General features: G+C 73.3%; 27 protein-coding genes. 13 read left to right on the top strand and 14 right to left on the bottom strand.

The features are described from left to right. Nucleotides 1-18 precede the first annotated feature (18 nt). Complete coding sequence (locus ACFYZ3_RS24870; protein WP_388521703.1) at nucleotides 19-1,017, bottom strand: hypothetical protein; 999 nt, start codon at nucleotides 1,015-1,017, stop codon at nucleotides 19-21. A 150-nt stretch (nucleotides 1,018-1,167) separates the two neighbouring features. On the opposite strand from ACFYZ3_RS24870, the gene ACFYZ3_RS24865 reads away from it, so the two are divergent. The 3 genes from ACFYZ3_RS24865 to ACFYZ3_RS24855 all read left to right on the top strand — a co-directional run bounded on the left by ACFYZ3_RS24865 (nucleotide 1,168) and on the right by ACFYZ3_RS24855 (nucleotide 6,065). Next, a complete protein-coding gene (locus tag ACFYZ3_RS24865) occupies nucleotides 1,168-3,792 on the top strand; it encodes a helicase-associated domain-containing protein (protein WP_388521700.1) in 2,625 nt (874 codons plus the stop codon). Between the two features lie 389 nt (nucleotides 3,793-4,181). Beyond that, on the top strand, nucleotides 4,182-4,349 hold the full coding sequence (locus ACFYZ3_RS24860) for a hypothetical protein (RefSeq protein WP_388521697.1): 168 nt from the start codon (nucleotides 4,182-4,184) through the stop codon (nucleotides 4,347-4,349). Between the two features lie 78 nt (nucleotides 4,350-4,427). Next, nucleotides 4,428-6,065 (top strand): DNA repair helicase XPB, encoded by a 1,638-nt coding sequence (locus ACFYZ3_RS24855; RefSeq protein WP_388521694.1) that lies wholly within the window; start codon nucleotides 4,428-4,430, stop codon nucleotides 6,063-6,065. A 3-nt stretch (nucleotides 6,066-6,068) separates the two neighbouring features. Here ACFYZ3_RS24855 and ACFYZ3_RS24850 read toward each other — a convergent pair whose 3' ends face one another. After that, nucleotides 6,069-6,254 carry a hypothetical protein gene (locus ACFYZ3_RS24850; RefSeq protein WP_179235596.1) on the bottom strand — a complete coding sequence of 62 codons (186 nt, stop codon included), beginning with the start codon at nucleotides 6,252-6,254 and terminating at the stop codon, nucleotides 6,069-6,071. 291 nt (nucleotides 6,255-6,545) lie between these two features. Here ACFYZ3_RS24850 and ACFYZ3_RS24845 point away from each other — a divergent pair, with 291 nt between their 5' ends. Continuing rightward, entirely contained in the window at nucleotides 6,546-8,591 is a 2,046-nt protein-coding gene (locus ACFYZ3_RS24845) for a HelD family protein (protein WP_388521691.1), read from the top strand. A 235-nt stretch (nucleotides 8,592-8,826) separates the two neighbouring features. Here the strand turns inward: ACFYZ3_RS24845 and ACFYZ3_RS24840 are convergent, their stop codons facing one another. The 3 genes from ACFYZ3_RS24840 to ACFYZ3_RS24830 form a co-directional block, all read right to left on the bottom strand. After that, nucleotides 8,827-9,516, bottom strand: a complete 690-nt coding sequence (locus ACFYZ3_RS24840) for a copper homeostasis protein CutC (protein WP_388521689.1) — start codon at nucleotides 9,514-9,516, stop codon at nucleotides 8,827-8,829. Nucleotides 9,517-9,602: 86 nt separating this feature from the next. Continuing rightward, nucleotides 9,603-10,313, bottom strand: coding sequence for a maleylpyruvate isomerase family mycothiol-dependent enzyme (locus tag ACFYZ3_RS24835; protein ID WP_388521686.1), 711 nt, complete (start codon nucleotides 10,311-10,313; stop codon nucleotides 9,603-9,605). A 10-nt stretch (nucleotides 10,314-10,323) separates the two neighbouring features. Then, the gene (locus ACFYZ3_RS24830; protein ID WP_388521684.1) at nucleotides 10,324-10,974 is read right to left on the bottom strand and encodes a TetR/AcrR family transcriptional regulator; all 651 of its coding nucleotides are present in this window, start codon (nucleotides 10,972-10,974) and stop codon (nucleotides 10,324-10,326) included. Between the two features lie 99 nt (nucleotides 10,975-11,073). Between ACFYZ3_RS24830 and ACFYZ3_RS24825 the strand changes: the two genes are divergently transcribed. Both ACFYZ3_RS24825 and ACFYZ3_RS24820 read left to right on the top strand, forming a co-directional pair. Then, entirely contained in the window at nucleotides 11,074-11,730 is a 657-nt protein-coding gene (locus ACFYZ3_RS24825; RefSeq protein ID WP_388521681.1) for a hypothetical protein, read from the top strand. A 10-nt stretch (nucleotides 11,731-11,740) separates the two neighbouring features. Continuing rightward, entirely contained in the window at nucleotides 11,741-12,838 is a 1,098-nt protein-coding gene (locus ACFYZ3_RS24820) for a GNAT family N-acetyltransferase (protein WP_388521678.1), read from the top strand. On the opposite strand, the gene ACFYZ3_RS24815 is transcribed toward ACFYZ3_RS24820, so the two are convergent. Continuing rightward, a complete protein-coding gene (locus tag ACFYZ3_RS24815; RefSeq protein ID WP_388521676.1) occupies nucleotides 12,820-13,116 on the bottom strand; it encodes a DUF4031 domain-containing protein in 297 nt (98 codons plus the stop codon). The genes ACFYZ3_RS24820 and ACFYZ3_RS24815 overlap by 19 nt on opposite strands. A 10-nt stretch (nucleotides 13,117-13,126) precedes the next feature. Then, on the bottom strand, nucleotides 13,127-13,507 hold the full coding sequence (locus tag ACFYZ3_RS24810) for a hypothetical protein (RefSeq protein ID WP_388521673.1): 381 nt from the start codon (nucleotides 13,505-13,507) through the stop codon (nucleotides 13,127-13,129). A 55-nt stretch (nucleotides 13,508-13,562) separates the two neighbouring features. Between ACFYZ3_RS24810 and ACFYZ3_RS24805 the strand changes: the two genes are divergently transcribed. From ACFYZ3_RS24805 to ACFYZ3_RS24790, 4 genes are all read left to right on the top strand, one after another. Further along, a complete protein-coding gene (locus tag ACFYZ3_RS24805) occupies nucleotides 13,563-14,543 on the top strand; it encodes a MurR/RpiR family transcriptional regulator (protein WP_388521670.1) in 981 nt (326 codons plus the stop codon). Nucleotides 14,544-14,641: 98 nt separating this feature from the next. Beyond that, entirely contained in the window at nucleotides 14,642-15,577 is a 936-nt protein-coding gene (murQ, locus tag ACFYZ3_RS24800; RefSeq protein WP_388521667.1) for an N-acetylmuramic acid 6-phosphate etherase, read from the top strand. A gap of 67 nt (nucleotides 15,578-15,644) precedes the next feature. Beyond that, nucleotides 15,645-16,214: a hypothetical protein gene (locus ACFYZ3_RS24795; protein WP_388521664.1), complete on the top strand. Its 570-nt coding sequence runs from the start codon at nucleotides 15,645-15,647 to the stop codon at nucleotides 16,212-16,214. Between the two features lie 100 nt (nucleotides 16,215-16,314). Continuing rightward, entirely contained in the window at nucleotides 16,315-16,908 is a 594-nt protein-coding gene (locus ACFYZ3_RS24790; RefSeq protein ID WP_388521661.1) for a TetR/AcrR family transcriptional regulator, read from the top strand. Nucleotides 16,909-16,921: 13 nt separating this feature from the next. On the opposite strand, the gene ACFYZ3_RS24785 is transcribed toward ACFYZ3_RS24790, so the two are convergent. Further along, nucleotides 16,922-17,671 (bottom strand): SDR family NAD(P)-dependent oxidoreductase, encoded by a 750-nt coding sequence (locus ACFYZ3_RS24785; protein WP_388521658.1) that lies wholly within the window; start codon nucleotides 17,669-17,671, stop codon nucleotides 16,922-16,924. Between the two features lie 105 nt (nucleotides 17,672-17,776). Between ACFYZ3_RS24785 and ACFYZ3_RS24780 the strand changes: the two genes are divergently transcribed. Then, nucleotides 17,777-18,385 carry a TetR/AcrR family transcriptional regulator gene (locus ACFYZ3_RS24780; protein ID WP_388521655.1) on the top strand — a complete coding sequence of 203 codons (609 nt, stop codon included), beginning with the start codon at nucleotides 17,777-17,779 and terminating at the stop codon, nucleotides 18,383-18,385. A 4-nt stretch (nucleotides 18,386-18,389) separates the two neighbouring features. Here the strand turns inward: ACFYZ3_RS24780 and ACFYZ3_RS24775 are convergent, their stop codons facing one another. Together ACFYZ3_RS24775 and ACFYZ3_RS24770 are read right to left on the bottom strand one after the other, a co-directional pair. Next, a complete protein-coding gene (locus ACFYZ3_RS24775; RefSeq protein ID WP_388521652.1) occupies nucleotides 18,390-18,926 on the bottom strand; it encodes a hypothetical protein in 537 nt (178 codons plus the stop codon). Nucleotides 18,927-18,958: 32 nt separating this feature from the next. Beyond that, a complete protein-coding gene (locus ACFYZ3_RS24770) occupies nucleotides 18,959-19,348 on the bottom strand; it encodes a hypothetical protein (RefSeq protein ID WP_388521649.1) in 390 nt (129 codons plus the stop codon). A 118-nt stretch (nucleotides 19,349-19,466) separates the two neighbouring features. Here ACFYZ3_RS24770 and ACFYZ3_RS24765 point away from each other — a divergent pair, with 118 nt between their 5' ends. Continuing rightward, nucleotides 19,467-20,306, top strand: a complete 840-nt coding sequence (locus ACFYZ3_RS24765) for a helix-turn-helix domain-containing protein (protein WP_388521647.1) — start codon at nucleotides 19,467-19,469, stop codon at nucleotides 20,304-20,306. Continuing rightward, entirely contained in the window at nucleotides 20,290-20,502 is a 213-nt protein-coding gene (locus ACFYZ3_RS24760) for a DUF397 domain-containing protein (protein ID WP_388521645.1), read from the top strand. The genes ACFYZ3_RS24765 and ACFYZ3_RS24760 overlap by 17 nt, the downstream gene beginning before the upstream one ends. Here ACFYZ3_RS24760 and ACFYZ3_RS24755 read toward each other — a convergent pair. The 4 genes from ACFYZ3_RS24755 to groL all read right to left on the bottom strand — a co-directional run bounded on the left by ACFYZ3_RS24755 (nucleotide 20,465) and on the right by groL (nucleotide 25,390). Beyond that, nucleotides 20,465-20,812, bottom strand: coding sequence for a hypothetical protein (locus tag ACFYZ3_RS24755; protein WP_388521642.1), 348 nt, complete (start codon nucleotides 20,810-20,812; stop codon nucleotides 20,465-20,467). The genes ACFYZ3_RS24760 and ACFYZ3_RS24755 overlap by 38 nt on opposite strands. After that, the gene (locus ACFYZ3_RS24750; RefSeq protein ID WP_388521640.1) at nucleotides 20,809-22,350 is read right to left on the bottom strand and encodes a carboxylesterase/lipase family protein; all 1,542 of its coding nucleotides are present in this window, start codon (nucleotides 22,348-22,350) and stop codon (nucleotides 20,809-20,811) included. The genes ACFYZ3_RS24755 and ACFYZ3_RS24750 overlap by 4 nt, the downstream gene beginning before the upstream one ends. Before the next feature lie 33 nt (nucleotides 22,351-22,383). Next, the gene (locus ACFYZ3_RS24745; RefSeq protein ID WP_388521637.1) at nucleotides 22,384-23,514 is read right to left on the bottom strand and encodes an NADH:flavin oxidoreductase; all 1,131 of its coding nucleotides are present in this window, start codon (nucleotides 23,512-23,514) and stop codon (nucleotides 22,384-22,386) included. Between the two features lie 250 nt (nucleotides 23,515-23,764). Continuing rightward, on the bottom strand, nucleotides 23,765-25,390 hold the full coding sequence (groL, locus tag ACFYZ3_RS24740) for a chaperonin GroEL (RefSeq protein WP_030399380.1): 1,626 nt from the start codon (nucleotides 25,388-25,390) through the stop codon (nucleotides 23,765-23,767). Nucleotides 25,391-25,413: the final 23 nt, after the last annotated feature.

Here is a 25,413-nt window from a genome sequence, read left to right as displayed (position 1 = left end):
TGGGCGGATCCCTCGCGGTCAGCCGTGGGGGCGGCGGGAGCGCCAGAGGAGATAGAGGGCGGTGGCCACGGCTGCGGTGCGCAGGACCCAGGGCCAGGTCTCGGCGATCGCGTCGTTCATGTGGCCCTCCGCGACCGGGTCGCCCCAGCGGCCCTCGGTGCGGCCCCACAGCCAGACGACGCCCGCGGCGGCGACCGTGCCGGGCAGGCCCAGGACGGCCCACTTCGACTGGGCCGGGGTGAGCCGGCGGGAGAGGTAGGCGATCAGCCAGCCCAGGCCGAGGGGGACCAGGCTGCCCAGCACGGCGCCGACGATCAGGAGGGCCGCGGCGAGCAGCAGGAGCGGGTTGTTCCAGCCGCCCTCGGGCCACAGGCGGGGCAGGCGGCGGGCCTCCCGCTTTCCGGCGGCCACGGCGGCCGGCTCCTCGGCCTCCTCCGCCACGGGGGTCTTCGGTACGGCGGTCTCCGTCTTCCGCGCCTCGTCCTCCAGGGCCGGCGGCTTCCTGAGCAGCTCCGGGATCTCGACGCCGCCGACGAACCCGGGCACGCTGTCGCCGAGGCCCCCGCCGGCGAAGGGGCCGTCGTCGACCCGCCACCAGTCCGGCTGCCCGTCGCCGACGTCCCCCAGTTCCCGCGCGCTCGCCAGGTGGGGCGGGGAGGCGGCAGGCGGCGCTGCGGGGGGTTCGGGTGCGGGGCTCCGGCGGCCCTTGCGCCGCCCGGTGTCGCGAGGCTCGGGGTCCCGCTGTTCGGGCACCGCCGTGGGGGCCGGGGCCTGGTCGCGTCCGCCGCTGGTGCCGCCGGCCGCGGTGACGATGTCGTCGGGGTCGCCGAGCCGGTCCAGGATGCGGCGGACGGCGGCGGGGCTGTCCACGGTGGTCTTCGCCCGGTGCCGGTCGATCTCGTTGCGCAGCTCCGACACCAGCCGCATCCGGGTGGCCGACGGCAGCTGCCGCTGCTGGGCCACGTCGCCGACGCGGCTCAGATACTCGAAGACGACCTGGTCGCTCTCGATCCCCACGTTCCCCTCCGGGGCGGTGCGTTGTGGTGTGCCGTCGTGCCCTGTCGTACCCCGTCGGACGAAGGTACCGAATCCTCCCCGCCCGGCCGACGGCACCGCACCGGCGCACGCGCACCCCCGCCGTCCGACCCACCCGCTAACGTGGACCGGATGAGCACCGAGGAGAAGTCCGCGGCCCCCCGGTCCCTCGCGGAGGCGCTCCGCGTGCGGGACGACGTCTCGCTGGCCGCCCTCCTGCGCAGCCGTCCCGACCTCATCACCCCCGTGCCGACCGACCTCACCCAGCTCGCCACCCGCGCCGGGACCCGCGCCTCGGTCGTGCGGGCGCTGGAGCGTCTCGACCGGTTCGCGCTCCAGACGGCCGAGGCGCTGGCCGTGGCGCCGGACCCGGCGTCGTACGGCGAGCTGCTCGCCCTGATGGCCGGTGACGAGCAGGACCCGGCCGTCGCCGCCGCGCTGCCCCGGGCCGCCGCCCTGCTGCGCGAACAGGCGCTGGTGTGGGGCGCCGACGACCGGCTGCGGCTGGTGCGCACCGCCCGTGAGCTGCTCGCGCCCTCCCCGCAGCATCCGTCCCCGACGGGGCTCGGCCCGACCGTGCGGGAGGCGACGGCGGGCATGTCTCCGGGCCGGATCCAGGAGATCCTCGCCGCCGTCGGCCTGCCCTCGACCCACGACTCGGTGTCCGCCGTGTCCGCGCTCGGCGGCCTGTTCGCCGACCGGCGGCGGATGGCCGCGCTCCTGGCCGAACTGCCCTGGGAGTCCCGGGAGGTGCTGGACCGGCTGGTGTGGGGGCCGCCGTACGGCCAGGTCACCCACGACCCGGCCGCCCACCTGCGCGCGCTCCTCGACCGCGGTCTGCTGCTGCCGACCGCGCCCGGCACGGTCGTACTCCCCCGGGAGGTCGCCCTGCACCTGCGCGCGGGCCGGGCGCACCGCGCGCCCGAGCCGGTGCCACCGCAGGTGGAGGCGGCCGCCACACACCGTCCACAGGTTGTGGACGCCACCGCGGCCGGCCAGGCGCTGGCGGCGCTGGCGACCGTCGACGAGCTGCTGAAGGAGTGGGACGAGGGCGGCCCGACGGTGCTGCGGGCCGGCGGTCTGAGCGTGCGCGACCTGAAGCGGACCGCCGTCGCCCTGGACGTGCCCGAGCCGGTCGCCGCGTTCTGGGTCGAACTGGCCTACGGCGCCGGTCTGATCGCCTCCGACGGCGAGGCCGAGGAACGGTACGCGGCGACCCCGGCGTACGACGAGTGGCGCGAGCTGCCGCCCGCCGAGCGCTGGGCGCGGCTGGCGGGGACGTGGCTGACCGCGACCCGGACGCCGGGCGTGGTCGGCGGGCGGGACGCGAAGGACCGCACGCTGTCGGCGCTGGGCCCGAACTTGGACCGTTCGGCGGCGCCGGAGGTGCGGCACCGGGTGCTGGCCCTGCTGGCGGGGCTGCCGGAGGGCGCCTCGCCGGTCGAGGAGTCGCTGCTGGCCCGGCTGCGCTGGGAGCGCCCGCTGCGCGGCCCCCAGCGGGAGCAGCGGGAGCAGCGGGAGCAGCGCGAGCAGCGCGAGCCGGGGAAGGCGCGGGACGACGATCTGCGCAGCCGCATCGCCCGGTGGACGCTGTCCGAGGCCGAGCTGCTGGGCGTCACCGGCCGCGGCGCGCTGGCCGCACCGGGACGGGCCCTGATCGGCGCGCCCGAGGCGCCCCGTCCGGCGGCGGAGGAGACGGGGGAACCCGAGGGTCCGGGCGACAAACTCCCCGTCCACCACCACCGCACGCCCCCCGTGACCGCTCCCCCGACCCCCGCAGAGCGGGCCGCGGCCACCGCGACCGCCGCTCGGCTGCTGGCACCGCTCTTCCCCGAACCGCTGGACCACGTGCTGCTCCAGGCCGACCTGACGGCGGTGGCGCCGGGGCCGCTGGAGCGCGGGCTGGCCGACGTGCTGGGCGTGCTCGCGGACGTCGAGTCCAAGGGCGGGGCGACCGTCTACCGGTTCACGCCGGGCTCGGTGCGCCGTGCGCTGGACGCCGGACGGAGCGCCGCCGACCTGCACACGTTCCTCGCCCGGCACTCCCGTACGCCGGTGCCGCAGCCCCTGACGTACCTGATCGACGACGTGGCCCGGCGGCACGGGCGGCTGCGGGTGGGCGCGGCCTCGGCGTACGTGCGCTGCGACGACGACGCGACGCTGGACGAGATCCTCGCCGACAAGCGGGCCGCCGGTCTGGGCCTGCGCCGCCTGGCGCCCACGGTGCTGGCCGCGCAGGCCGACCCGGCGGCGCTGCTCGACGGGCTGCGCGCCCTCGGGTTCGCGCCGGCCGCCGAGTCCGCCGCGGGCGACGTGCTGATCGCCCGCGCGGACTCGCACCGCACCCCGCCCCGGGCGGCGCCCGAGCCGGTCCCGGACGGTCCGCCGGCGCCCGACGACACACTGCTGACGGCGGCGATCCGGGCCGTGCGCGCCGGTGACCTGGCCTCCACGGCCCCGCGCAAGCCCGGCCCCGGGGACGGCGAGGACGGCGGCGGGGGCGGCGCGCCGAGTGGCACGCTGCCCCGCACCGGCGCCGCCGAGACGCTGGCCACCATGCAGGCGGCTGTCCTGACCGGCGAGGCGCTGTGGATCGGCTACGTGAACGCCGAGGGCGCCGCCAGCCAGCGCGTGATCGCGCCGATCCGGGTCGAGGGCGGCTTCGTCACGGCGTACGACCACACGGCGGACGAGGTGCGCACCTATCCGCTGCACCGGATCACGGGCGTGGCGGAGCTGGCCGACGACGCGGGCTGACGCGCTGACGGGGCGTCCTCGCCAGACGGTGCCGCTCTTTCGGGTGTACGGCGTGATCCATGCACGCCACGCCGGGTGATTCGCACCTGAGAGGGAGCTTTTTTCATAAACCGCATCGAGCCGGTGGTGCTCGGGCAGCCACCGGTTGTCCTGCACCGAAGCGAAAGGAAGAGCCCGATGCGCACTGCAGTTCGCCGTCTCGCCACCGTTCTGGCCTCCACCGCGACCCTGGTCGCCGCGTTCGCCGCGGAGGCCGCCGCGGTCGGCATCGACCTCGGCGGAGGCCTCACCCTCTGACCGTCCGCCTCAGCGATCCCTCAGCGTTTACTCGGCGGGCCGGGCCCCGGTCCCCCGGCCCGGCCCGCCGTCCCCTCCTCGAAAGGTCCGCCGTGCCCGACAAGATCCCCGCCGACCCCGTTCGCTCCGCCGCCCGGTCCGCCGTCGCCGTCTCCGTCGCCGCCCTGATCACCGCCGCGGCGCTGTTCGGCGCTCTCGCCCCGAAGGCCGCCGCGCTGGAGGGCCCGCTCATCAACAACATCAATATCGCTCTCCACTAGGCCCGGCTCCGCGATCAGGCACACTTGACGTTTGGCCGAGCCGTCGTCCGGCCGTACGCACGCGAAAGGGTGCCGCCCGTGAATGGTCCGCTGATCGTCCAGTCCGACAAGACCCTGCTCCTCGAAGTCGACCACGAGCAGGCCGGCGACTGCCGTCGGGCCATCGCGCCGTTCGCGGAACTGGAGCGGGCGCCGGAGCACATCCACACCTACCGGGTGACCCCGCTGGGCCTGTGGAACGCGCGGGCGGCGGGCCATGACGCCGAGCAGGTCGTGGACGCGCTCGTCGAGTACAGCCGCTACCCGGTGCCGCACGCGCTGCTGGTCGACATCGCCGAGACGATGGACCGCTACGGCCGCCTCACCCTCTCCAAGCACCCGGCGCACGGGCTGGTCCTGACGACCACCGACCGGCCGGTGCTGGAGGAGGTGCTGAAGTCGAAGCGGATCGCGCCGCTGGTCGGCAACCGCATCGACGCCGACACGGTGGCGGTGCACCCCTCCGAGCGCGGGCAGATCAAGCAGACGCTGCTCAAGCTGGGCTGGCCCGCCGAGGACCTCGCCGGGTACGTCGACGGCGAGGCGCACCCGATCGAGCTGGCCGAGGACGGCTGGGCGCTGCGTCCGTACCAGAAGCAGGCGGTGGAGAACTTCTGGCACGGCGGCAGCGGCGTCGTCGTGCTCCCCTGCGGCGCGGGCAAGACGCTGGTCGGGGCGGGCGCGATGGCGCAGGCCAGGTCGACGACGCTGATCCTGGTCACCAACACCGTCTCCGCCCGGCAGTGGAAGCACGAGCTGGTCAAGCGCACCTCGCTGACCGAGGACGAGATCGGCGAGTACAGCGGCACCCGCAAGGAGATCCGGCCGGTCACCATCGCCACGTACCAGGTGCTGACGACCCGCCGGAAGGGCGTCTACCCGCACCTGGAGCTGTTCGACTCCCGGGACTGGGGGCTGATCGTCTACGACGAGGTGCATCTGCTGCCCGCGCCGGTCTTCAAGTTCACCGCCGACCTCCAGGCCCGGCGCCGCCTCGGCCTGACCGCGACCCTCGTGCGCGAGGACGGCCGCGAGTCGGACGTGTTCTCCCTCATCGGGCCGAAGCGCTTCGACGCGCCGTGGAAGGAGATCGAGGCACAGGGCTACATCGCGCCCGCCGACTGCGTCGAGGTCCGGGTCAATCTCACCGACTCCGAGCGGCTCGCGTACGCCACCGCCGAGACGGAGGAGAAGTACCGCTTCTGCGCGACGACCGACACCAAGCGCAAGGTGACGGAGGCGATCGTGCGGCGGTTCGCCGGGCAGCAGATCCTCGTCATCGGCCAGTACATCGACCAGCTCGACGAGCTGGGCGAGCACCTGGGGGCGCCGGTCATCAAGGGCGAGACGTCCAACGCCCAGCGGGAGAAGCTCTTCGAGTCCTTCCGGCAGGGCGAGATCAGCGTGCTGGTCGTCTCGAAGGTCGCGAACTTCTCGATCGATTTGCCGGAGGCGACGGTCGCCATCCAGGTGTCGGGCACCTTCGGCTCGCGGCAGGAGGAGGCCCAGCGCCTCGGCCGGGTGCTGCGGCCGAAGGCCGACGGCCACCAGGCGCACTTCTACTCGGTCGTCGCCCGCGACACCCTCGACCAGGACTTCGCCGCCCACCGCCAGCGCTTCCTGGCGGAACAGGGCTACGCCTACCGGATCATGGACGCGGACGAGGTCCTCGGCTGACGCTCAGCGGCGGCGGACGCCGGCCTCCTCGCCGTACTCGCCGAGGACGACCACGTCGAAGGCGGCGCCCGCGAACACCCTGACGGCGCGCAGGGTGTCACCGAGCCGGTGCCGGTGGCTGCCGGCCACGGGCGTGGCACCGGACGCACGGCCCGGTGCCGGGGCGGGGGAGATGGTTGCTGCGCTCATGTCTCCATGGTGCGACTGCCGCCCCCCGACCGGCATCGGTCTGTGGACCCAATCCCCGTACGCCTCCGCTACGACCCTGGAGGGAGCGCATCCCCCGGCGCGGATGACGTGATCCCCTAGGGGTCGGCCACGGGGCGGAGAAAAACGGTTGGCCCGCGCCACCTCCGCTCCCCTAGAATCTCCGCTCTTGCCCGCCTCCCCACGGAAGGCCGCCGTCCGGACGGAAACCGGTCGGTTCGTCGCGCGCCGACGGCGCGCCCACCACACCGCAGGTCATCCGGAGGCACCCCCTTGTCCACGCCCGTCCACGACGACCCTCTCTCCAGGGAACGCTCCCACCTCGCCGCGTCCCGCTCCGCGCTGCGCGCCATGCGCGAGGACGTCGAGTCCCTCGACATCACCGACGTGACCGCGAACTGGGTCAACGCCGCCGTCCTGGAGAGCCAGATCGAGCAGCGCATCAAGGCGCTCGCCGACCTCAGCGAGACCCCGCTCTTCTTCGGGCGGCTCGACTACCTGCACGCCCCGGGCGCCGAGCAGGCGGAGGGCGGAGAGGGCGAGCGCTTCTACGTCGGGCGGCGGCACGTGCACGACGCGGACGGCGACCCGATGGTGATCGACTGGCGCGCGCCGGTCTCCCAGCCGTTCTACCGGGCGTCGAAGAAGGACCCGCAGGACGTCTCGCTGCGCCGCCGCTTCGGCTACACCGGCGGGGACCTGACCGCGTACGAGGACGAGCACCTGCTCGACCCGGCCGAGGCGGCGACCACCAGCAGGCTGCTCCAGCAGGAGATCGAGCGGCCCCGCGTCGGACCGATGCGGGACATCGTGGCGACCATCCAGCCCGAGCAGGACGAGATCGTGCGCGCCGGGCTGGCCGGCTCGGTCTGCGTGCAGGGCGGCCCCGGCACCGGCAAGACCGCCGTCGGCCTGCACCGGGTGGCCTACCTGCTGTACGCGCACCGCGAGCGCCTGGCCCGCACCGGCACGCTGGTCATCGGCCCGAACCGGTCCTTCCTGCACTACATCGAACAGGTGCTGCCGGCGCTCGGCGAGCTGACGGTGCGCCAGGCCACCGTCGACGACCTGGTCGCCCACGTCGAGGTGCGCGGCGCGGACGAGGCGACGACGGCGGTGATCAAGGGCGACGCGCGGATGGCGGAGGTGCTGCGCCGGGCCCTCTACTCCCACGTCACCCCGCCCACCGAGGGCGTCGTGGTGGTGCGCGGCTCGCGCCGCTGGCGGGTGCCGGTGTACGAGGTGGAGGAGATCGTCCGCGAGCTGCTCGCCCGCGACATCCGCTACGGCGCCGCCCGCGAGGCGCTGCCGCAGCGGATCGCGCACGCCGTACTGGTGCAGATGGAGCGGGCGGGCGAGGCGCCGGACGACCGGGTGCAGAACGCGGTGGCGCGCAATACGGCCGTGAAGGCACTGGTGAAGTCTGTCTGGCCGCAGGTCGACCCGGCCAAGCTGGTGCTGCGGCTCCTCGCCGACGCGGACTTCCTCGCCGAGCACGCCGAGGGGATCCTCACCGAGGAGGAGCAGAAGGCGGTGCTGTGGGTGAAGCCGGCCCGCTCGGTGAAGTCGGCCAGGTGGTCACCGGCCGACGCCGTGCTGATCGACGAGGCGACCGACCTGATCGAGCGCACCCACTCGCTCGGGCACGTGGTCCTCGACGAGGCGCAGGACCTCTCCCCCATGCAGTACCGCGCGGTGGGCCGGCGCTGCACCACCGGTTCGGCGACCGTCCTGGGCGACCTGGCGCAGGGCACCACGCCGTGGGCGACCCGGAGCTGGGCTGAGGCGCTGGGGCACCTGGGCAAGGGCGAGGCGGTGGTCGAGGAGCTGACGGCCGGTTTCCGTGTGCCGACGGACGTCATCGCGTACGCCTCCCGGCTGCTGCCGCACATCGCGCCGGGGCTGACGCCGGTCGCGTCGATCCGCGAGAACCCGGGCTTCTTCGACATCCGTACGGCCCCGGACGGGACGGCCGACGTGGTGGCGGCCTGCCGTGAGCTGCTGGAACGGGAGGGCTCGGTCGGCCTGATCGCCGCCGACGCGCGGGTGCCGGAGCTGGCGGCGGCCCTGGCGGCGGCCGGGATCGGCCACGTCGGCCCCGGCGAGGAGACCACCCACGCCACCCGCCTGACCCTGGTCCCGGCCTCACTGGCCAAGGGCCTGGAGTACGACTACGTGGTCCTGGACGAGCCGCAGGCGGTGGTCGACGGCGAGCCGGACGAACGGACGGGGCTGCGCCGCCTGTACGTGACCCTGACCCGAGCGGTCTCGGGCCTCGTCGTAACCCACGCGACGGAGCTGCCGCCGCAACTGGCCTGACCCCTTGACTGCGAGCAGCCACCGCCGCCCCGCAACTGCGAGCAGCCACTGCCGCCCCGCAGCCGCAAGCACACGCCGCCGCCCCATAGCCGCAAGCAGTCGCCGCCGCCCCGTAGCTGCGGGCAGTCGTGCCGCTGGGGCGGCACGGGTGGGCGCAGCGGCACCCCGCCAACGCGGGCAAGTGACGCCTACCCCCCGCGAGCACCAGCGCAGGCTCACGGGACCAGCCACACGCTCAGTGTCCGAGCACCCGCCGCCACTGAGAAACCGCGTCCGCCGACACCGGCCCCGCCCACCCCGCGGGCCGCGCCGCGCCGCCGATGTGGAAGCCGTCGATCCCCGCGTCCAGCAGCCCCGGCACGTGGTCGAGCCGCAGGCCGCCGCCGACCAGCAGCTGCTGCTCGTACCCCGGGTCACCGCGCCGCCGCGCCTCCGCGAGCAGCACGTTCAGGCCGTCGTCCACGCCCCCGGCCGCCCCGGCCGTCAGGTACGTGTCCAGGCCCGGGAAGTCCGCGAGCTGCTTGCGCAGCGCGTCCCGGTTCGCGGCCCGGTCGATCGCGCGGTGGAACGTCCACCGGCACCCGTCCAGCACCTCGGCGATCCGCTCCACCGCCCCGAGGTCCACATCGCCCTGCGCGTCGAGGAACCCCAGCACGAACTGCGTGGCCCCGGCCTCCCGCAGCTCACCGGCGACGCGGGTCAACCGCTCGACGTCACCGGCGGCGAACCCGTCCGCGAGCCGCAGCATCACCCGTACGTCGATGTCGACGGCGGCACGGATCGCGGCGACGGTCGCGGCCGACGGGGTGAGGCCGTCGGCCGCCATGTCGGTGACCAGTTCGAGGCGATCCGCGCCTCCGGCCTGGGCGGCGACCGCGTCCTCGGCGTCGAGGGCGATCACCTCCAGGACTGCACGCTTGCTCATGGGACCCCATTCGTCGGCCTGCTACAGGTCTAGTCCAATCCAAGACTACGCCCCGACGGCAGGCCGGCGTGCCCGCGCCGCCCCGCTCAGTCGCCGAAGATGTTCAGCTCCGCCGCCTCGACCCCGGCCAGCTCGTACGCCGCCGCGCCGTTCACACCGCCCGTGCCGTCCGCGCCGTCCAGCGGGCGGCCCGCGTAGAGCCGTACGAGGGTGGCGGCGTCGCCGATGTACCGGCCCGGCGGACGCTCACCGCTGGCCTCGCCCAGTTTCAGGGGTTCGTCGAGGTCGTCCAGGTCGGCGTGGAGCGGCAGGTGGCCGCGCGCCCGGGTGACCGCACCGAGCAGCGCGAGCGCCTCCGGCAGTCCGCGCCCCGCGTACGCGCCCGGCTCGCCGAAGGCCACCCGTACGTCACCGGCGTGCACCCACTCGCCCAGTGCCACGGCGTCCAGCCTGCCGTCCGACCGGGCGATCACCGCTCCGGCCTCGGTCATGCCGCGCTCCAGTTCGTCGACGATCCGGGCGTTGCTCCAGTCGGCGCGTTCGGCGATGTCGCGGTCGTTGGACTCGGGTGAGAAGACACCCTTCTCGAAGCGTTTCTCCACCACCCGGATCAGGGCGCTGGAGCAGTGCGCCAGCACGTCGCGCACCGTCCAGCCCGGACACGCGACCACCGGCAGCGCGAAGTCCGCGTCCGCGCGGGAGCGCAGCAGGGGCACCAGTTCGTCGCGTTCGAGGATCAGCAGCCGGCCGGGCAGCTCGGGGTCGCGTACGTCGTGCAGGTCTGCGGGAGTCGTCATGGACTCCACGTTAGGGGCCGAGCAGGTCCTTCAGTTCGGCCTCGAAGAGAAGAGCGGGGTCGAAGCCCATGCCGGTGAACTGCCCGGCGAGTTCCAGGGACAGGACGCCGTGCAGCCGGGACCAGAAGGACAGGGCCCGGTGGAGGGCGGCGGAGGGCGCCGGACGGTCGCCCGCCCACTGCCGGTGGGATTCGAGGTGGGTGTCGAACGCCGCGTCGGTGTCCTGCGGCGACGGCAGCGCGGCACAGGCGTCGACGATGACCGCCATGGTCTCGGCGGCGATCTCGGTGATGTCGTCGGGCGCCCGGTAGCCGGGGACGGGGGTGCCGAAGATGAGGAAGTAGCGCTGCGGGTCGTCCAGGGCCCAGGCGCGCAGGGCGTGCGCGAGACCGGCCAGGTCGGCACCGGCCTCGGCGGCCGCCCGGAAGGTGTCGGCCTGGCTGCGGTAGGCGTCTCGGATGAGTTCGGTGATCAGCTCGTCGCGGCCGTCGAAGTAGCGGTAGAGCGCGGGTCCGCTCATACCCATCCGCTTGGCGATCGCGTTGAGGGAGAGTGCGGAGGCACCCGCCGTGGCGATCTGCTCCCACGCGTGTTCCTTGATCTCCGCGCGCACCTGGGTGCGGTACCGCTCGCGCGGGGTGCTGGTGCGCGCCTCCGGCATGGTCCGCCCGCCGCCTTTCGAGTTCCGCCCGGCCACCCGCCGGGAACGAGGGCACTTTGGTTAGAAGCTATCACGAACATTATCTGGAAGAATGCGGCCATGGCCGACCTCGACGCCCTGCGCTCCCGCTTCGCCCGCGCCCTGGCGGGAACCGCCGCCCACGGCCCCGACCCCGCGCCGTACGCCGACGATCTGCTCGCCCGCTGGCAGGAGCCCCAGCGGCGCTACCACACCCTGGCGCACCTCACGGCGGTCCTGGACCACGTCGACGTACTGGCGGAGCACGCCGACGACGTGGACGTCGTACGCCTCGCCGCGTGGTTCCACGACGCCGTCTACCGGCCCGACCGGTCCGAGAACGAGGAGCGCTCGGCCCGGCTCGCCGAGCGCGCCCTGCCCGAGGCCGGGGTTCCGGCGGCGAAGACCGCCGAGGTGGCCCGGCTGGTGCGGCTCACCGTCACGCACGCCCCGGCCGGCGACGACCGCGACGGGCAGGTGCTGTGCGACGCGGACCTGGCGATCCTGGCCTCGCCGCCGTCGGCGTACGCGGCGTACACGGCGGCCGTGCGCGAGGAGTACCACTTCGTGCCGAACGAGGCCTTCCGCGAGGGCCGGGCCGCGATCCTGCGCCAACTCCTCGACCTGCCCAGCCTGTTCCACACCCCGCACGGACGGCGGGAGTGGGAGGCGACCGCCCGCCACAACCTCACCGGCGAGCTGGAAATGCTGTCGCTCCCGGACACCCCGGACGTCTAGCCTGCCCGACATGCGGACACTGGGCGGGGAACAGGTGCAAGAGGCCGTGGCGGGCGCCGTCGCGCTGCTGCGCACGGCGACGGACCGGGACTGGCGCGCGACACGGGCCGGACGGCTCGACTGGGACTGCCGGTACACGGCGGAGCACGTCGCGAGCGATCTCATCGCCTACGCCGGGCAGCTCGCCGGGCGCGCCACCGAGGCGTACGTGCCGTACATGATCACCCTGGACGGCAGGGAAGACGGATTGGATCCCGCCGACAACGAGGGCGTCCTCCAGGTCATCGAGACGACCGGCGCGCTGCTCGCCGCCGCCGTCCGCACCACCCCGCGCGAGGTCCGGGCCTTCCACCCGTCCCCCTTCCGCAGCGCGGACCGCGAGGGCTTCGCCGCGATGGGGATCACCGAGGTGTTCCTGCACACGCACGACATCGCCGAAGGTCTCGGGCTGACCTACGAACCGCCCGCCGAGCGGTGCGCGGACCTCCTCGCCCGGCTCTTCCCGCACGTCCGGCCCGACACCGACCCCTGGCGCACCCTGCTGTGGGCAACGGGACGCGGTGATCTGCCCGGACGCGCCCCGGTCACCGAGTGGCGCTGGCGCAACAACCTGGTGATCCCGGCCGAGCGGCTCACCCTCCAGGGCATCACGCCCGCCGCGGCCGCCGACCTCGCCGCGGGTGGCGACGGCGGCTTCGCGTGGGTCGACGGCGGGCCCTTCCAGGGCACCCGGGACGCCGCCGGAATGCTGGTCAAGTCCTATGAGACGGGGGTCCACCGCCCGGTGTGGGGGGTCTTCGCCCTCGTCCGGCGCGAGGACGGGCGCGCGGTCGGCGGGATCGGCTTCCACGGGGTGCCGGACGAGGAGGGCCGGGTGGAGATCGGCTACGACCTCGTCGAGGCGGCCCGGGGCAACGGCTACGCGACCGAGGCACTGCGCGCGCTGTCCGCGTGGGCGCTGGGGCGGGAGACGGTGACGTCCGTGCGCGCGACGACGGATCCGGAGAACACGGCGTCGCAGGCGGTCATCGTCCGCGCCGGGTTCACCCGGGCGGCCGGGGACTCCGCCGAGGCCGCCGGGCAGTACGCCTACGAGCTGCGCGGCTGAGCACCGGTCCCGCTCCCGTACGAACCCTTGCGGCGGCGCAGTCCCGCGCCGTGCAGCAGCCGCACCACCTCGCGGCTGCTGACCTCCAGCGCCCCGGCGGACACCGCGTCGGCGTACCGGTGGGCGGGCAGGTCGTAGTGGTCGCGCTCGAAGGCGCGGCGCGGCACGCCCAGGGCCTCGGCGAAGGCGTGCAGTTCGGCGTAGGAGGCGTCGCTCACCAGGTGGGACCAGAGGCGGCCGTGGCCCGGCCAGGTCGGCGGGTCGATGTAGAGGGTCATCGCGGAGTCCTCACGAGGGGGCTCCGCCGGCGGCCGCGCCCAGCGAGCCGACCGCCGCGACCTTCACGCCCGCCTTGCCGCACACCCAGTGCGGGTCGGGTCCCAGCTCGGGCTCGACGTCCAGCGCGTGCGGGTCGCCGGAGCCGCACACCGGGCACAGCGGCCAGCGGCCGTACCGCTCCAGCAGCGCGTCCTGCACGTCCTGCGCGACCAGCCCGGCCACGAACTCCACACCCTCGGGCCACTGCTCGACCCACCAGCGCCGCTGCACGACGGACTCCTCGACCAGCGAGACGACGTCCGGTTCGGCGACCTCGCCCGCCACCAGATCGGCGAGCACGAGGGCGCGCGCGGCGTGCAGCGCCTGCTCCAGGGGGCTGATGGGGTTCATGCACCCATTGTGCGCACTCTTGACCCGCGGACCGAAACGAAAATATCTTTCATGAGTGACCGATGAAGTGAAGGAAACTTTCGTGAACGCTTCCGGGGGCCGCCGTGCCACCGGCGGCGGGAGCGCACCCCCCGCGCCGCCCGCGCCCGCCGCCCTCGCGGCCAAGGTCCGCACCCTGGCGCCGTCGATGACCCGTTCCATGCAGCGGGTCGCCGAGGCCGTCGCGGGCGACCCGGCCGGCTGCGCGGCCCTCACGGTCACCGGCCTGGCCGAGCTGACCGGCACCAGCGAGGCGACCGTCGTCCGCACGGCCCGGCTGCTCGGCTACCCCGGCTACCGCGATCTGCGCCTCGCGCTCGCCGGGCTGGCCGCCCAGCAGCAGTCCGGCCGTGCGCCCGCCATCACCACCGACATCGCGGTCGACGACCCGATCGCCGACGTGGTGGCCAAGCTGGCCTACGACGAGCAGCAGACCCTCGCGGACACCGCCGCCGGTCTGGACACCGTCCAGCTCGGCGCGGCCGTCGCCGCACTGACCGCCGCCCGGCGCACCGACGTGTACGGCATCGGCGCGTCCAACCTGGTCGCCCAGGATCTCACCCAGAAGATGCTGCGCATAGGGCTCATAGCCCACGCCCCGGGCGACCCGCACCTCGCCGTCACCAACGCGGTGCAGCTGCGCGCGGGGGACGTGGCCCTGGCGATCACGCACTCCGGCTCCACGGGCGACGTGATCGAACCGCTCCGGGTCGCCTTCGAACGGGGCGCGACGACCATCGCCATCACCGGCCGCCCCGACAGTCCCGTCACCCAGTACGCCGACCACGTACTGACCACGTCCACCGCCCGGGAGAGCGAGCTGCGACCGGCGGCGATGTCGTCCCGGACCAGCCAGCTGCTCGTCGTGGACTGCCTCTTCGTGGGGGTGGCGCAGCGGACGTACGAGTCGGCCGCGCCGGCTCTGGCGGCGTCCTACGAGGCGTTGGCGCATCGGCACGGGGCGCTCCGCGGGGTTGCGGGGGACCGTAGGGCTTGAGCTTTGCGGGCGGCTGCGGGTCCGTTGTGGTTGATCGCGCAGTTCCCCGCGCCCCTGGGTTAGTACAGGCATCGCAAGTTGAAAAGGGCCGTATCTTCATGACCTCCACCCCCCATCACCCCGATCTGCGTTCGCAGTTGGAGACGTTGACCACCGAGGCGTTCCGGCCGGAGCTGGCCGAGATCGACCAATTGGACACGCTCGACATCGCGCGGCTGATGAACGGCGAGGACGCCGCCGTGCCCGCCGCCGTCGCCGAGCGGCTGCCGGAGATCGCCGCCGCCATCGATGCCGTGGCCGTCCGGATGGCGCGCGGTGGGCGGCTGATCTACGCGGGCGCCGGTACGGCCGGCCGGCTGGGCGTGCTGGACGCCTCGGAGTGCCCGCCCACCTTCAACACCGCCCCCGGCCAGGTCGTCGGCCTGATCGCGGGCGGCCCGGACGCCATGGTCACCTCCATCGAGGGCGCCGAGGACTCCCCCGAGCTGGCCCGCGCCGACCTGGACGCCCTCGCGCTGACCGCCGACGACACGGTGGTCGGCGTCTCCGCCTCCGGTCGCACCCCGTACGCCGTCGGCGCCGTCGAGTACGCCCGCGCGCGCGGCGCCCTGACCGTCGGCCTCGCCTGCAACCGGGGCAGCGCCCTGGCCGCCGCGGCCGAGCACGGCATCGAGGTGGTCACCGGGCCGGAGCTGCTCACCGGCTCGACCCGGCTGAAGGCGGGCACGGCGCAGAAGCTGGTCCTGAACATGCTGTCGACGATCACGATGATCCGGCTCGGCAAGACGTACGGGAACCTGATGGTGGACGTGCGCGCCTCCAACGAGAAGCTGCGGGCCCGCTCGCGGCGCATCGTCGCGCTCGCCACCGGCGCCGCCGACGACGACATCGAGCGCGCCCTGACGGAGACCGACGGCGAGGTCAAGCACGCGATCCTGGTTCTGCTGGCGGACGTGGACGGCCCGACGGCCGCCCGCCTGCTGACCGAGTCCGGCGGTCATCTGCGGGCGGCGCTGGCGGCGGCGCTCGGCTGACCGCCGCAGCGCCTCCCGTCCGGCCGCGCGCCCGGGGCCGTCCGCTCTGTGTGCGATTCTGAGGGACATGAACCACGCCCAGCTGACCGCCCTGGGCCGCGCCCTGCGTCTCCTCGGTGAGCACGGCGAGGCCCTGACCGCCGACACCCCGGAGACCAAGCTCCACGAGGTCCGCGCGGACCTGAAGCGCGCGCTGGACCAGCTGGAGGAGAGCGTCACCACGGCGGCCCCCAGCACCCGCTGCCCAGAGCACCCGAACGGGCCGGTCGACAAGGCCGCCCCCGACCTGTGCCTGCTGTGCGAGACCCGCCGCCGCACGGCCCGTCGCGCCGAGTACAACGGCGGCCCGGTGCCGACCCGGCCCGCCGAGCCGGTCCCGTCCCGCTACGGCGTCCGGGGCGACCGGCCGCAGCCCCAGCAGCGCTGGCTGCCCGAGCTGTGGAACGGCCAGGCGTGGCAGCTGTGCGGCACCCCGCGCCGTGACCGTCGGGAGGCCGAGCTGTACATCGCGGCCCAACTGCGCGGCCCGCACGCCGCGATGGCGTACCGGCTGGTCCACGAGTTCACGGACTACGAGGTGCTGCGGGTGTGGGGCACGCCGGTACGGGTGGACATCGAGCCGATGGGCGGCCTCTGAACGCCGCCGCCGAGGCGCAGCGGGCCCCCGACGTAGTACTCTGCTTGAAGTGGTTTGAACGTAGTACCACACGTGGAGTGGCGTCAATGGAGTCATGCTCATGGTGAGACGGAACGACCAGCGCCGCGCCGCCCTGGTCGACGCCGCGATCGAGGTGCTGGCCGCGCAGGGCGCCCGGGGCCTGACCTTCCGGGCGGTGGACACGGAGGCCGCCGTCCCGCCCGGCACCGCGTCCAACTACTTCGCCAACCGCGACGACCTGCTCACGCAGGCGGGCGCCCGCGTCTACGAGCGCCTGCACCCCGACGAGGCCACCCTCGCCCGCCAGCGCACGGCCGGCCGCGACCGGGACACCTACGTCCAGCTGATGCGCGAACTGGTCGACCGCGTCGCCTCGTTCCGCACCGGCTACCTCGCCCTGCTGGAGTTGCGTCTGGAGGCCACCCGGCGCCCCGGTCTGCGCGCGGTGCTGACCGAGCGCGTCCGCGAGGACGTCGCCGCCAACGTGGCCTACCACGAGGCGTCCGGCCTCCCCGGCGACGCCATGGCCGTCAAGCTGCTCATCCTCGCCCTGAACTGGCTGATCGTCGAACAGCTCACCCTGCCGGACGTGTTCACCGAGGAGGAGCGGGACCGGCTGGTGACGGCGGCGGTCGAACGCGTCGTGGTGCCGGACGGACCGGACCGGGACTGATCCCGCCGCCGAGTCAGATCTGGTTCTCGCCGCCGTCGACGTACCAGTTGGCGCCGAGGACGAAGCTGCTCTGGTCCGAGGCGAGGAAGGCGACCACCGCGGCGACCTCCTCGGGGCGCCCCATCCGGCCGATCGCCGTGTCCCCGGCGAGCTTCGTGTGGACGGCGGGCAGATCCGGTCCGCCGAAGAGATTGGTGATCCCGGGGGTGTCCACCGGGCCCGGGGAGATCGCGTTGACCCGGACGCCGCGGCCCTTGAGTTCGTTGGCCCAGCCCCGCGCGAAGGTCCGGACGGCGGCCTTGGAGGCGGCGTACAGGCTGAACGCCTCCGCGCCGTTGTCGGCGGCGGTGGAGGCGTTGAGGATCACCGAAGCGCCGTCGTTGAGCAGCGGCAGCGCCTTCTGCACGGTGAAGAGCGTGCCCCGCACGTTGACGCCGAAGATCTCCTCGTACCGCTCCGCGGTGATCTCCTCCAGCGGCACGAGGGACGCGGTCGCCGCGTTGGCGAAGACCACGTCGAGCCCCCGGCCGCGGGCGCGGACCGCTTCGTAGAGCCGGTCCACGTCCGCCGGGTCCGAGACGTCACCGGCCACCGCCGTGACCCGCTCCGCCCCGATGACCTCCACGGCCGCGTCCAGCGCCGTCTTGCGCCGCCCGGTGATGAACACGTGCGCGCCCTCGTCCGCCAGCCGCACCGCGCTGGCCAGGCCGATCCCCGTGCCGCCGCCCGTGACGACGGCCGTCTTGCCTTCGAGCTGCCCCATGGCGAAAGACCTCCGCAAAGTTCCGCGAGATTCAGTACCGATCGGTACTGAAAGCGACCGTAGCACATCTGTACCGACCGATACGGAAGACGTAGACTGTGGGGCATGGAGACGCGACAGAAGGGGTCGATCGGCCGGCCGAGGGGCTTCGACGCCGACGAGGCGCTGGAGAGGGCCATGCGGGTCTTCTGGGAGCAGGGCTACGAGGGCGCCAGCCTCACCGACCTGACCGGCGCCATGGGCATCACCCGCACCAGCATGTACGCGGCCTTCGGCAACAAGGAGGACCTGTTCCGCAAGGCGCTGGAACGCTACGAGGAGGGCCCCGCGTCCTACGTCGCCCGCGCCCTGCGCAGGCCCACCGCCCGCGAGGTGGCCACGGCGTTCCTGAGCGGCGCCGTGGAGGTCAGCACCCGCCCCGACTGCCCGTCCGGCTGCCTGGGCGTCCAGGGCTCACTCGCCGCCGGCGAGACCGGACGCTCCGCCCGTGACCTGCTCGCCGACTGGCGCGAAGGGGGCGTCGAGCAACTCCGCGACCGGTTCCGGCAGGCCGTCGACGACGGGGACCTGCCGCCCGGCACGGACCCCCTGCACATCGCCCGGTACCTCATGACGTTCGCCAACGGCATCTCCGTGCAGGCCACCGGCGGCGCCACCCGGGAGGACCTCCAGCGGGTGGCCGACACGGCCCTGCGCACCTGGCCGCCCGCGTGATCCGTCAGGGGCTGACGGGGCCGGCCGCCGCCAGGGCCTCCGCCACCGCCCGCCGCAGCGAACGGCTGGTGATCCAGCGGTTCTCCCCGTCGGCCAGGTGAGCCGCGGCACGACCCACCCATTCCGGGTCGCCGAGAAGCTGGAGCTTCCCGTCATCGGCGAGCTGCCGCAGCAAGGCCTCCAGCCGGAGCGCGTCAACCGCCCGGTAGGGGCGCGTGTGCTGGTCGAAGCGCAGCTGGTGGTCCTCGTAGGGGTGGCGCAGCGTCATGTGCAACCAGCCGCCGTCACGCGTGGCGACCATGCCCCTCAGCGTGTACAGGCCCCTGTTGTTCGTGTCCCAGGGGTGCTTGCCCCAGGTGATCCTGATGCCGTTCATGACCCTGGACCACGGGACCAACTGCCCCTCGGAGTCCGGCTCGTGCTGGTGAAGCCCTTCCGGGCGAAACTCCACCCAGTGAGCGTCCGGCCGCGTGGCGTCCCCGACTCGCCAACGGCCGTCGGTCAGTTCCAGCGGTCCCAGAGATGCACAGTCCTCCCCCATACGGTCATTGAATCACGCGGAGGGCCACGACCTCAGGGGTGCGCACTCTCGCGGTTCGTCCTGCGCAGCCGCGCCTTCAGCACCTCCTCCGGCCGCGCCACGTCGACCGACGCCCGCGGGCAGTCCCACTCCCGGCCCCCGGCAACCGGCCGCAACTGCACGTTGCCTCCGACGTGTCCCATCACCTCCCCCACCCGCCCGTCCCTCGCGTCCACGGCATGCGTGCCGACGGCCGGCCGCTCGCCCCGCACCACCGACGCCAGCCGCTCCGCGACCCGGACGTTGCACCGCCCCAGGTCGACCAGGGCGAACGGCTCGTCACTCGCGCCGGTCACCGGATCGACGCACAGGGACGGCAGTACGACACCGGCGCCCACGAGGGCCTGCCGCAGGGACTCGACGACTTCTTCGGTCGACCGCACCCTTCCTCACCTCCACGCTGAGTTCGTGATTCGCGACACAGCGTGTCCGTTCCGCCCCTAACCTGGCCATACAGGGTGCTCCAACAACCCCTGCTGTGCGACCAGGAGTTCCGTCACCATGCCAGGACCGAAAGACCTCGACCCGTCCTCGTCCCCCCGCGCCCTCCTCGGTGCCGAGCTGCGCCACGCCCGCGAGAAGACCGGCCTGAGCCAGGAGGAACTGGGCGCGCGGCTGTTCGTCAGCGGTTCGTTCATCGGGCAGTTGGAGTCCGGCACGCGTCGGATGCAGCCGGAGTACGCCCGCCTGCTGGACGACGTCCTCGGCACGGAGGACTTCTTCCGGCGGAACTGCGGGGCGTCGGCCAAGTCCAAGTATCCGGAGCACTTCGCGCAGGCGGCGGAGGCGGAAGCGCAGGCCGCGGAAATCAGGGAGTACGCGCCCCTGCTGATCCCAGGGCTGCTGCAAACTCCTGCGTACACGCGAGCCGTATGCCGCGCCTACCAGCCCACCGCGCCGGACGACATGATCGAGGCGCTCGTGACGGCCCGGATGGAGAGGGCCCAGTTGCTCGACGATCCAACAGATCCCCTGTTGTGGGTGGTGCTGGACGAAGCCGCGTTGCGTCGGTCGACGGGAGGACGCAAAGTGATGGCCGAGGCGCTTGGCCACATCGTCGCCCTGGTCCGCCGAAACCGAATCATCGTGCAGGTACTTCCCTTCGAAGCGGGGGCGCACGCGGCGCTGGAGGGGGCCATCAAGCTGATGGACTTCGACGCCGCCCCGCCGCTGGCCTATTTCGAGGGCGTAGGGACGGGACGACTGGAGGACGATCCCGCAATCGTCCGCTACCAGCGCCAGACCTACGACCTCCTCTCGGCCTACGCCCTGCCCCCGCAGAACTCCCTGGCTCTTATCGAGGCGATGGCGCAGGATTACGCTCATGAGGAGCGACACTGAGGCAACTTGGTACAAGTCCAGCTACAGCGGCGGCAGCGGTGGCAACTGCCTCGAAGTCGCCACCGGCAACACCACTATCCCGGTCCGGGACTCGAAGAACCCCGCCGGACCCACCCTCCGCTTCCAGGCCGAGGCATGGTCGGTCTTCGTCGACGGAGTCAGCCGCGGCGGCGTCCCAGGCCGAGGTGGGTGGTGACCACGGCCAGCCCGGCAGCGCCGTACGCCAGCCACCAGCCCCCGGTCCGGTAGTCGTCCGCCGCCCCTTCCTCCTGCGCCTTCCTCTGCTGCTCGTACGTCCGCGTGCCCGCCGAGCGGCCGTCGGCGAAGTCGTACAAGTCGCACGTCTCCCCCGGTCTCATGGGTCCGGAGCGCTCCGCGTCCTCGTACTCCTCGATGATGCCGTCGCACTGCGGGGTGCCGTCGGCGGTCGCCGCCTCGGTCAGGAAGTACCCGCCGACGACGACCGGGACGGCGAACAGACCCAGCAGGAGTCCTCGGAAGCTCACGCCTTCGGGTCCACCAGCGGCAGCGGCGCGAACTCGTAGCCCTCCCACAGGCGCCGGGAAGTCTCCTGCGGGTACGGCACGACCGTCGCCTCGGCGTCCAGGACCTGGACCAGGCGCCACTCCGTGTCGTACGCGGGCCAGCCCGGGTCGCCGGTGCCGGCGAAGGCCGTCCAGGCGGCGCGGAAGCGGGACGACAGGGCCAGCGCCTCCGCGGACGGCTCCGCACCGCCGAACTGGAGCAGTGCCAGGTCCGCCTGGAAGGTGCCGAAGAGGAGTGGGATGTCCAGGGCGTGGCAGGCGCCCAGCGCGCCGTCGAAGGCCGGGGCGGGCCAGGTGAGTTCGTAGACGTGGGCGCGGCCGCCGCCCGCGAGGTGGGCCTCGGCCAGGTGGAGGGACGGCATGGCGAACAGCCAGTCGGTCTGGACGCGTTCGTAGAGGTCGTTGGCCGACGCGTCCGGGAACGCGGCGCGGTAGGCGGCCTCGCCGCCCGGGGCGTACAGGCGCAGCGCGGCGCTCGCGCGGTCCTCGCCGATCTCGCCGAGCTTGCCCGCCATGGCGGTGAACAGGCGGTTCTCGTCGCGATTGTGACCGGCGATCAGCTCGACGTCGCGGGCCGCGCCGGAGGCGAGCGCCTGCCAGGGCGTGACGGGGAGGAACTCGCCGTCCACGACGGGCGCGTACGGGGTGACCGTGGGCGCCGCCTGGCCCCAGCGGGGGACGTTGCCCGGCATCTTCGGGGCGAGGGCCTGTCCCGCCTTGACGAGCTGGTCCGGCGTGACCTCCGAGAGGTCTTCGACGGTCGGGCGCAGGCCCAGCTCGGCGGCGAGGGCGGCGCCGACGTCGGCGGCGAGTCCGGTGGAGAAGAACGTGCCCGGCACGCTCTGGGCGACGGCCCGCCGGAAGAGCCCGGCCGCGCGGGGCATGGCGAGCAGGGCGGCCACGGAACCGGCACCGGCCGACTCGCCGAAGACCGTGACCTGGTCGGGGTCACCGCCGAACCCGGCGATGTTCTCCTGCACCCAGACCAGCGCCGCGATCTGGTCGAGCAGGCCCCGGTTGGCGGGGGCGCCCTCGATGTGGGCGAATCCCTCCATGCCGAGGCGGTAGTTGAGGGTGACGACGACGAGGTCGCCGTCGGCGGCTATGCGGCGGGCGTCGTAGGCGGGGCTGCCGGAGTGGCCCATCTTGTAGGCGCCGCCGTGGATCCAGACCATGACCGGACGGTGGGCGGCCGGGTCGGGGGCGGGCGTCCAGACGTTGACCGTCAGCCAGTCGTCGCCCCCGGGGACGTCCGAGGGGCCGGCGGTGCCCGCGACGCCGAGGTCCTGCGGGGGTGGCGGGCCGAAGGCGTACGCGTCGCGTATGCCGTCCCAGGGGCGGGGGCGGCGCGGGGCGGCGAAGCGGGCGTCCCCCACCGGGGGCTGGGCGAAGGGGATGCCGCGGAAGACGGTCAGGCCGTCCTCGGTCCGGCCGCGCACCGCGCCGGAGGAGGTGCGCACCACGGGTTCCACTGACTCGGCAGGTCCAGGGATCGTCATCCTCCGGACCCTACGCCGTGGTGCGCACCGCGTTCAGCTGAGGGTCTTCAGCGATGCCGCGTCGTACGGGGCGAGTTCGTCGAAGCGGCCGCCGAGGACCTTCTCGGCCCACCGCGGGTCCTGGAGCAGCGCGCGGCCGACGGCGACGAGGTCGAACTCGTCGCGTTCCATGCGGTCGAAGAGGTTGTCGAGGCTGCCGACGGGAGCGCCCTCGCCCTGGAAGGCCTTGGTGAAGTCGCCGTCGAGACCGACCGACCCGACGGTGATGGCGCTCTTGCCGGTGAGCTTCTTGGTCCAGCCCGCGAGGTTGAGGTCAGAGTCCTCGAACTCCGGGAGCCAGTAGCGGCGGGTGGAGGCGTGGAAGGCATCGACACCGGCCGAGGCGAGCGGGGCGAGGACGGCCTCCAGCTCCTCGGGGGTCTCGGCGAGGCGGGCGCCGTAGACGTCCTGCTTCCACTGGGAGTACCGGAAGATCACGGGGAAGTCGGCGGAGACCGTCTCCCGTACGGCGGCCACGATCTCGGCGGCGAACCTCGTCCGGGACACGGGGTCGCCGCCGTAGGCGTCGGTGCGGCGGTTGGTGCCGGACCACAGGAACTGGTCGACGAGGTAGCCGTGGGCACCGTGGATCTCCACGCCGTCGAAGCCGATGCGCTCGGCGGCCGCGGCGGACTCGGCGAAGGCGCCGATGACGTCGTCCAGGTCGCGCTGGGTCATCGCCTTTCCGGTGGGCTCGTCCTCACCGATGCGCAGACCGGACGGGCCGACGGCGGGGGCGTCCGGGAAGGGCTGCTCCCCGGCCTTGCGGACCATGCCGATGTGCCACAGCTGCGGCACGATCGTGCCGCCCGCCGCGTGCACCGCCTCGGCGACCTTCGCCCACCCGGCGAGCTGCTCCTCGCCGTGGAAGCGCGGGACGCGGTCGCTCTGCCCGGCCGAGTCGTGGCCGACGTAGGTGCCCTCGGTGACGATCAGTCCGACTCCGGCGGCGGCGCGGCGGGAGTAGTACGACACCACGTCCTCGCCGGGGACGCCGCCCGGGGAGAACATCCGGGTCATCGGCGCCATCGCGATGCGGTTCGGCACGGTGAGGCCGTTGATGGTGGCCGGGCGGGCGAGGAGCTGGGCGGCGCGGGTGGCGGCCTCGGCGGGGGTGACGGTCACGTGGGGGCTCCTGGGATGGGGTACCAGTCGGTATGTGCGCGCGCATGCATCGCACTCCAACGGGAACGGGCCGGCCCCGCCGGACCATTCCGTCCGGCGCCCCGATGTGACCCGGGCCACAGCGGAAGGGTGAGGGGCGGAAGGGAGCGAGGGGTGGTCGGGGGCCGGACACGCCCGAGGGCGGCACCCCCCTGTCGGGGAGTGCCGCCCTCGGTCCGTGCTGGACGGTCGATCAACCGGAACCGGTCGATCAGAAGTCCATGTCACCGCCCGGCATGCCGCCCGGGGCGCCCGCCGGAGCGGCCTTCTCGGGCTTGTCGGCGATGACGGCCTCGGTGGTGAGGAACAGCGCGGCGATGGAGGCGGCGTTCTGCAGGGCAGAGCGGGTCACCTTCGCCGGGTCGATGATGCCCTCGGCGATCATGTCGACGTACTCACCGGAGGCGGCGTTCAGGCCGTGGCCGACGGTCAGGTTGCGGACCTTCTCCACGACGACGCCGCCCTCGAGACCGCCGTTGACGGCGATCTGCTTCAGCGGGGCCTCCAGGGCGAGCTTCACGGCGTTGGCGCCGGTCGCCTCGTCACCCGACAGCTCCAGCTTCTCGAAGACCTGGGAGGCCTGGAGCAGGGCCACGCCACCACCGGCGACGATGCCCTCCTCGACGGCCGCCTTCGCGTTGCGAACGGCGTCCTCGATGCGGTGCTTGCGCTCCTTGAGCTCGACCTCGGTGGCGGCACCGGCCTTGATGACGGCCACGCCGCCGGCCAGCTTCGCCAGGCGCTCCTGGAGCTTCTCGCGGTCGTAGTCCGAGTCGCTGTTCTCGATCTCGGCGCGGATCTGGTTGACGCGGCCCTGGACCTGGTCGGCCGAGCCGGCGCCGTCCACGATCGTGGTCTCGTCCTTGGTGATGACGACCTTGCGCGCGCTGCCCAGCAGGTCCAGCGTGGCGTTCTCGAGCTTGAGGCCGACCTCCTCGGAGATGACCTCGCCGCCCGTGAGGATGGCGATGTCGCCGAGCATGGCCTTGCGGCGGTCGCCGAAGCCCGGGGCCTTGACGGCGACGGACTTGAAGGTGCCGCGGATCTTGTTGACCACCAGGGTCGACAGGGCCTCGCCCTCGACGTCCTCGGCGATGATCAGCAGCGGCTTGCCCGACTGCATGACCTTCTCCAGGAGCGGCAGCAGGTCCTTGACGTTGCCGATCTTGGAGTTGGCGATCAGGATGTACGGGTCGTCGAGCGACGCCTCCATACGCTCCATGTCGGTGGCGAAGTACGCCGAGATGTAGCCCTTGTCGAAGCGCATACCCTCGGTGAGCTCCAGCTCCAGACCGAAGGTCTGGGACTCCTCGACGGTGATGACGCCTTCCTTGCCGACCTTGTCCATGGCCTCGGCGATGAGCTCGCCGATCTGGGTGTCGGCGGCGGAGATGGAGGCCGTGGAGGCGATCTGCTCCTTGGTCTCGACGTCCTTCGCCTGCTCCAGCAGGGCGGCGGAGACGGCCTCGACGGCCTTCTCGATACCGCGCTTCAGGGCCATCGGGTTGGCGCCGGCCGCGACGTTGCGCAGGCCTTCCTTGACCAGGGCCTGGGCGAGGACGGTCGCGGTGGTCGTACCGTCACCGGCGACGTCGTCCGTCTTCTTGGCGACTTCCTTGACCAGCTCGGCGCCGATCTTCTCGTACGGGTCCTCGAGCTCGATCTCCTTGGCGATGGAGACACCATCGTTGGTGATCGTGGGGGCGCCCCACTTCTTCTCGAGGACGACGTTGCGGCCCTTGGGGCCGAGCGTCACCTTGACGGCGTCCGCGAGCTGGTTCATGCCGCGCTCGAGGCCGCGCCGCGCCTCCTCGTCGAACGCGATGATCTTGGCCATGTGAAGTGGTCCCTCCAGGACTG

It is taken from the genome of Streptomyces sp. NPDC001599 (assembly GCF_042893535.1).
Classification (GTDB): domain Bacteria; phylum Actinomycetota; class Actinomycetes; order Streptomycetales; family Streptomycetaceae; genus Streptomyces.
Note: the sequence above shows the minus strand (reverse complement) of the source record. Positions and strands in the feature narration are given on the sequence as shown.

Coding starts and splice junctions, on each gene's coding strand:
- ACFYZ3_RS24865 (WP_388521700.1), top strand. CDS start 1,168: ATGAGCACCGAGGAGAAGTCCGCGGCCCCCCGGTCCCTCGCGGAGGCG.
- ACFYZ3_RS24850 (WP_179235596.1), bottom strand. CDS start 6,254: ATGAGCGCAGCAACCATCTCCCCCGCCCCGGCACCGGGCCGTGCGTCC.
- ACFYZ3_RS24840 (WP_388521689.1), bottom strand. CDS start 9,516: ATGAGCAAGCGTGCAGTCCTGGAGGTGATCGCCCTCGACGCCGAGGAC.
- ACFYZ3_RS24835 (WP_388521686.1), bottom strand. CDS start 10,313: ATGACGACTCCCGCAGACCTGCACGACGTACGCGACCCCGAGCTGCCC.
- ACFYZ3_RS24830 (WP_388521684.1), bottom strand. CDS start 10,974: ATGCCGGAGGCGCGCACCAGCACCCCGCGCGAGCGGTACCGCACCCAG.
- ACFYZ3_RS24825 (WP_388521681.1), top strand. CDS start 11,074: ATGGCCGACCTCGACGCCCTGCGCTCCCGCTTCGCCCGCGCCCTGGCG.
- ACFYZ3_RS24820 (WP_388521678.1), top strand. CDS start 11,741: ATGCGGACACTGGGCGGGGAACAGGTGCAAGAGGCCGTGGCGGGCGCC.
- ACFYZ3_RS24815 (WP_388521676.1), bottom strand. CDS start 13,116: ATGACCCTCTACATCGACCCGCCGACCTGGCCGGGCCACGGCCGCCTC.
- ACFYZ3_RS24810 (WP_388521673.1), bottom strand. CDS start 13,507: ATGAACCCCATCAGCCCCCTGGAGCAGGCGCTGCACGCCGCGCGCGCC.
- murQ (WP_388521667.1), top strand. CDS start 14,642: ATGACCTCCACCCCCCATCACCCCGATCTGCGTTCGCAGTTGGAGACG.
- ACFYZ3_RS24795 (WP_388521664.1), top strand. CDS start 15,645: ATGAACCACGCCCAGCTGACCGCCCTGGGCCGCGCCCTGCGTCTCCTC.
- ACFYZ3_RS24790 (WP_388521661.1), top strand. CDS start 16,315: ATGGTGAGACGGAACGACCAGCGCCGCGCCGCCCTGGTCGACGCCGCG.
- ACFYZ3_RS24785 (WP_388521658.1), bottom strand. CDS start 17,671: ATGGGGCAGCTCGAAGGCAAGACGGCCGTCGTCACGGGCGGCGGCACG.
- ACFYZ3_RS24780 (WP_388521655.1), top strand. CDS start 17,777: ATGGAGACGCGACAGAAGGGGTCGATCGGCCGGCCGAGGGGCTTCGAC.
- ACFYZ3_RS24775 (WP_388521652.1), bottom strand. CDS start 18,926: ATGGGGGAGGACTGTGCATCTCTGGGACCGCTGGAACTGACCGACGGC.
- ACFYZ3_RS24765 (WP_388521647.1), top strand. CDS start 19,467: ATGCCAGGACCGAAAGACCTCGACCCGTCCTCGTCCCCCCGCGCCCTC.
- ACFYZ3_RS24760 (WP_388521645.1), top strand. CDS start 20,290: ATGAGGAGCGACACTGAGGCAACTTGGTACAAGTCCAGCTACAGCGGC.
- ACFYZ3_RS24750 (WP_388521640.1), bottom strand. CDS start 22,350: ATGACGATCCCTGGACCTGCCGAGTCAGTGGAACCCGTGGTGCGCACC.
- groL (WP_030399380.1), bottom strand. CDS start 25,390: ATGGCCAAGATCATCGCGTTCGACGAGGAGGCGCGGCGCGGCCTCGAG.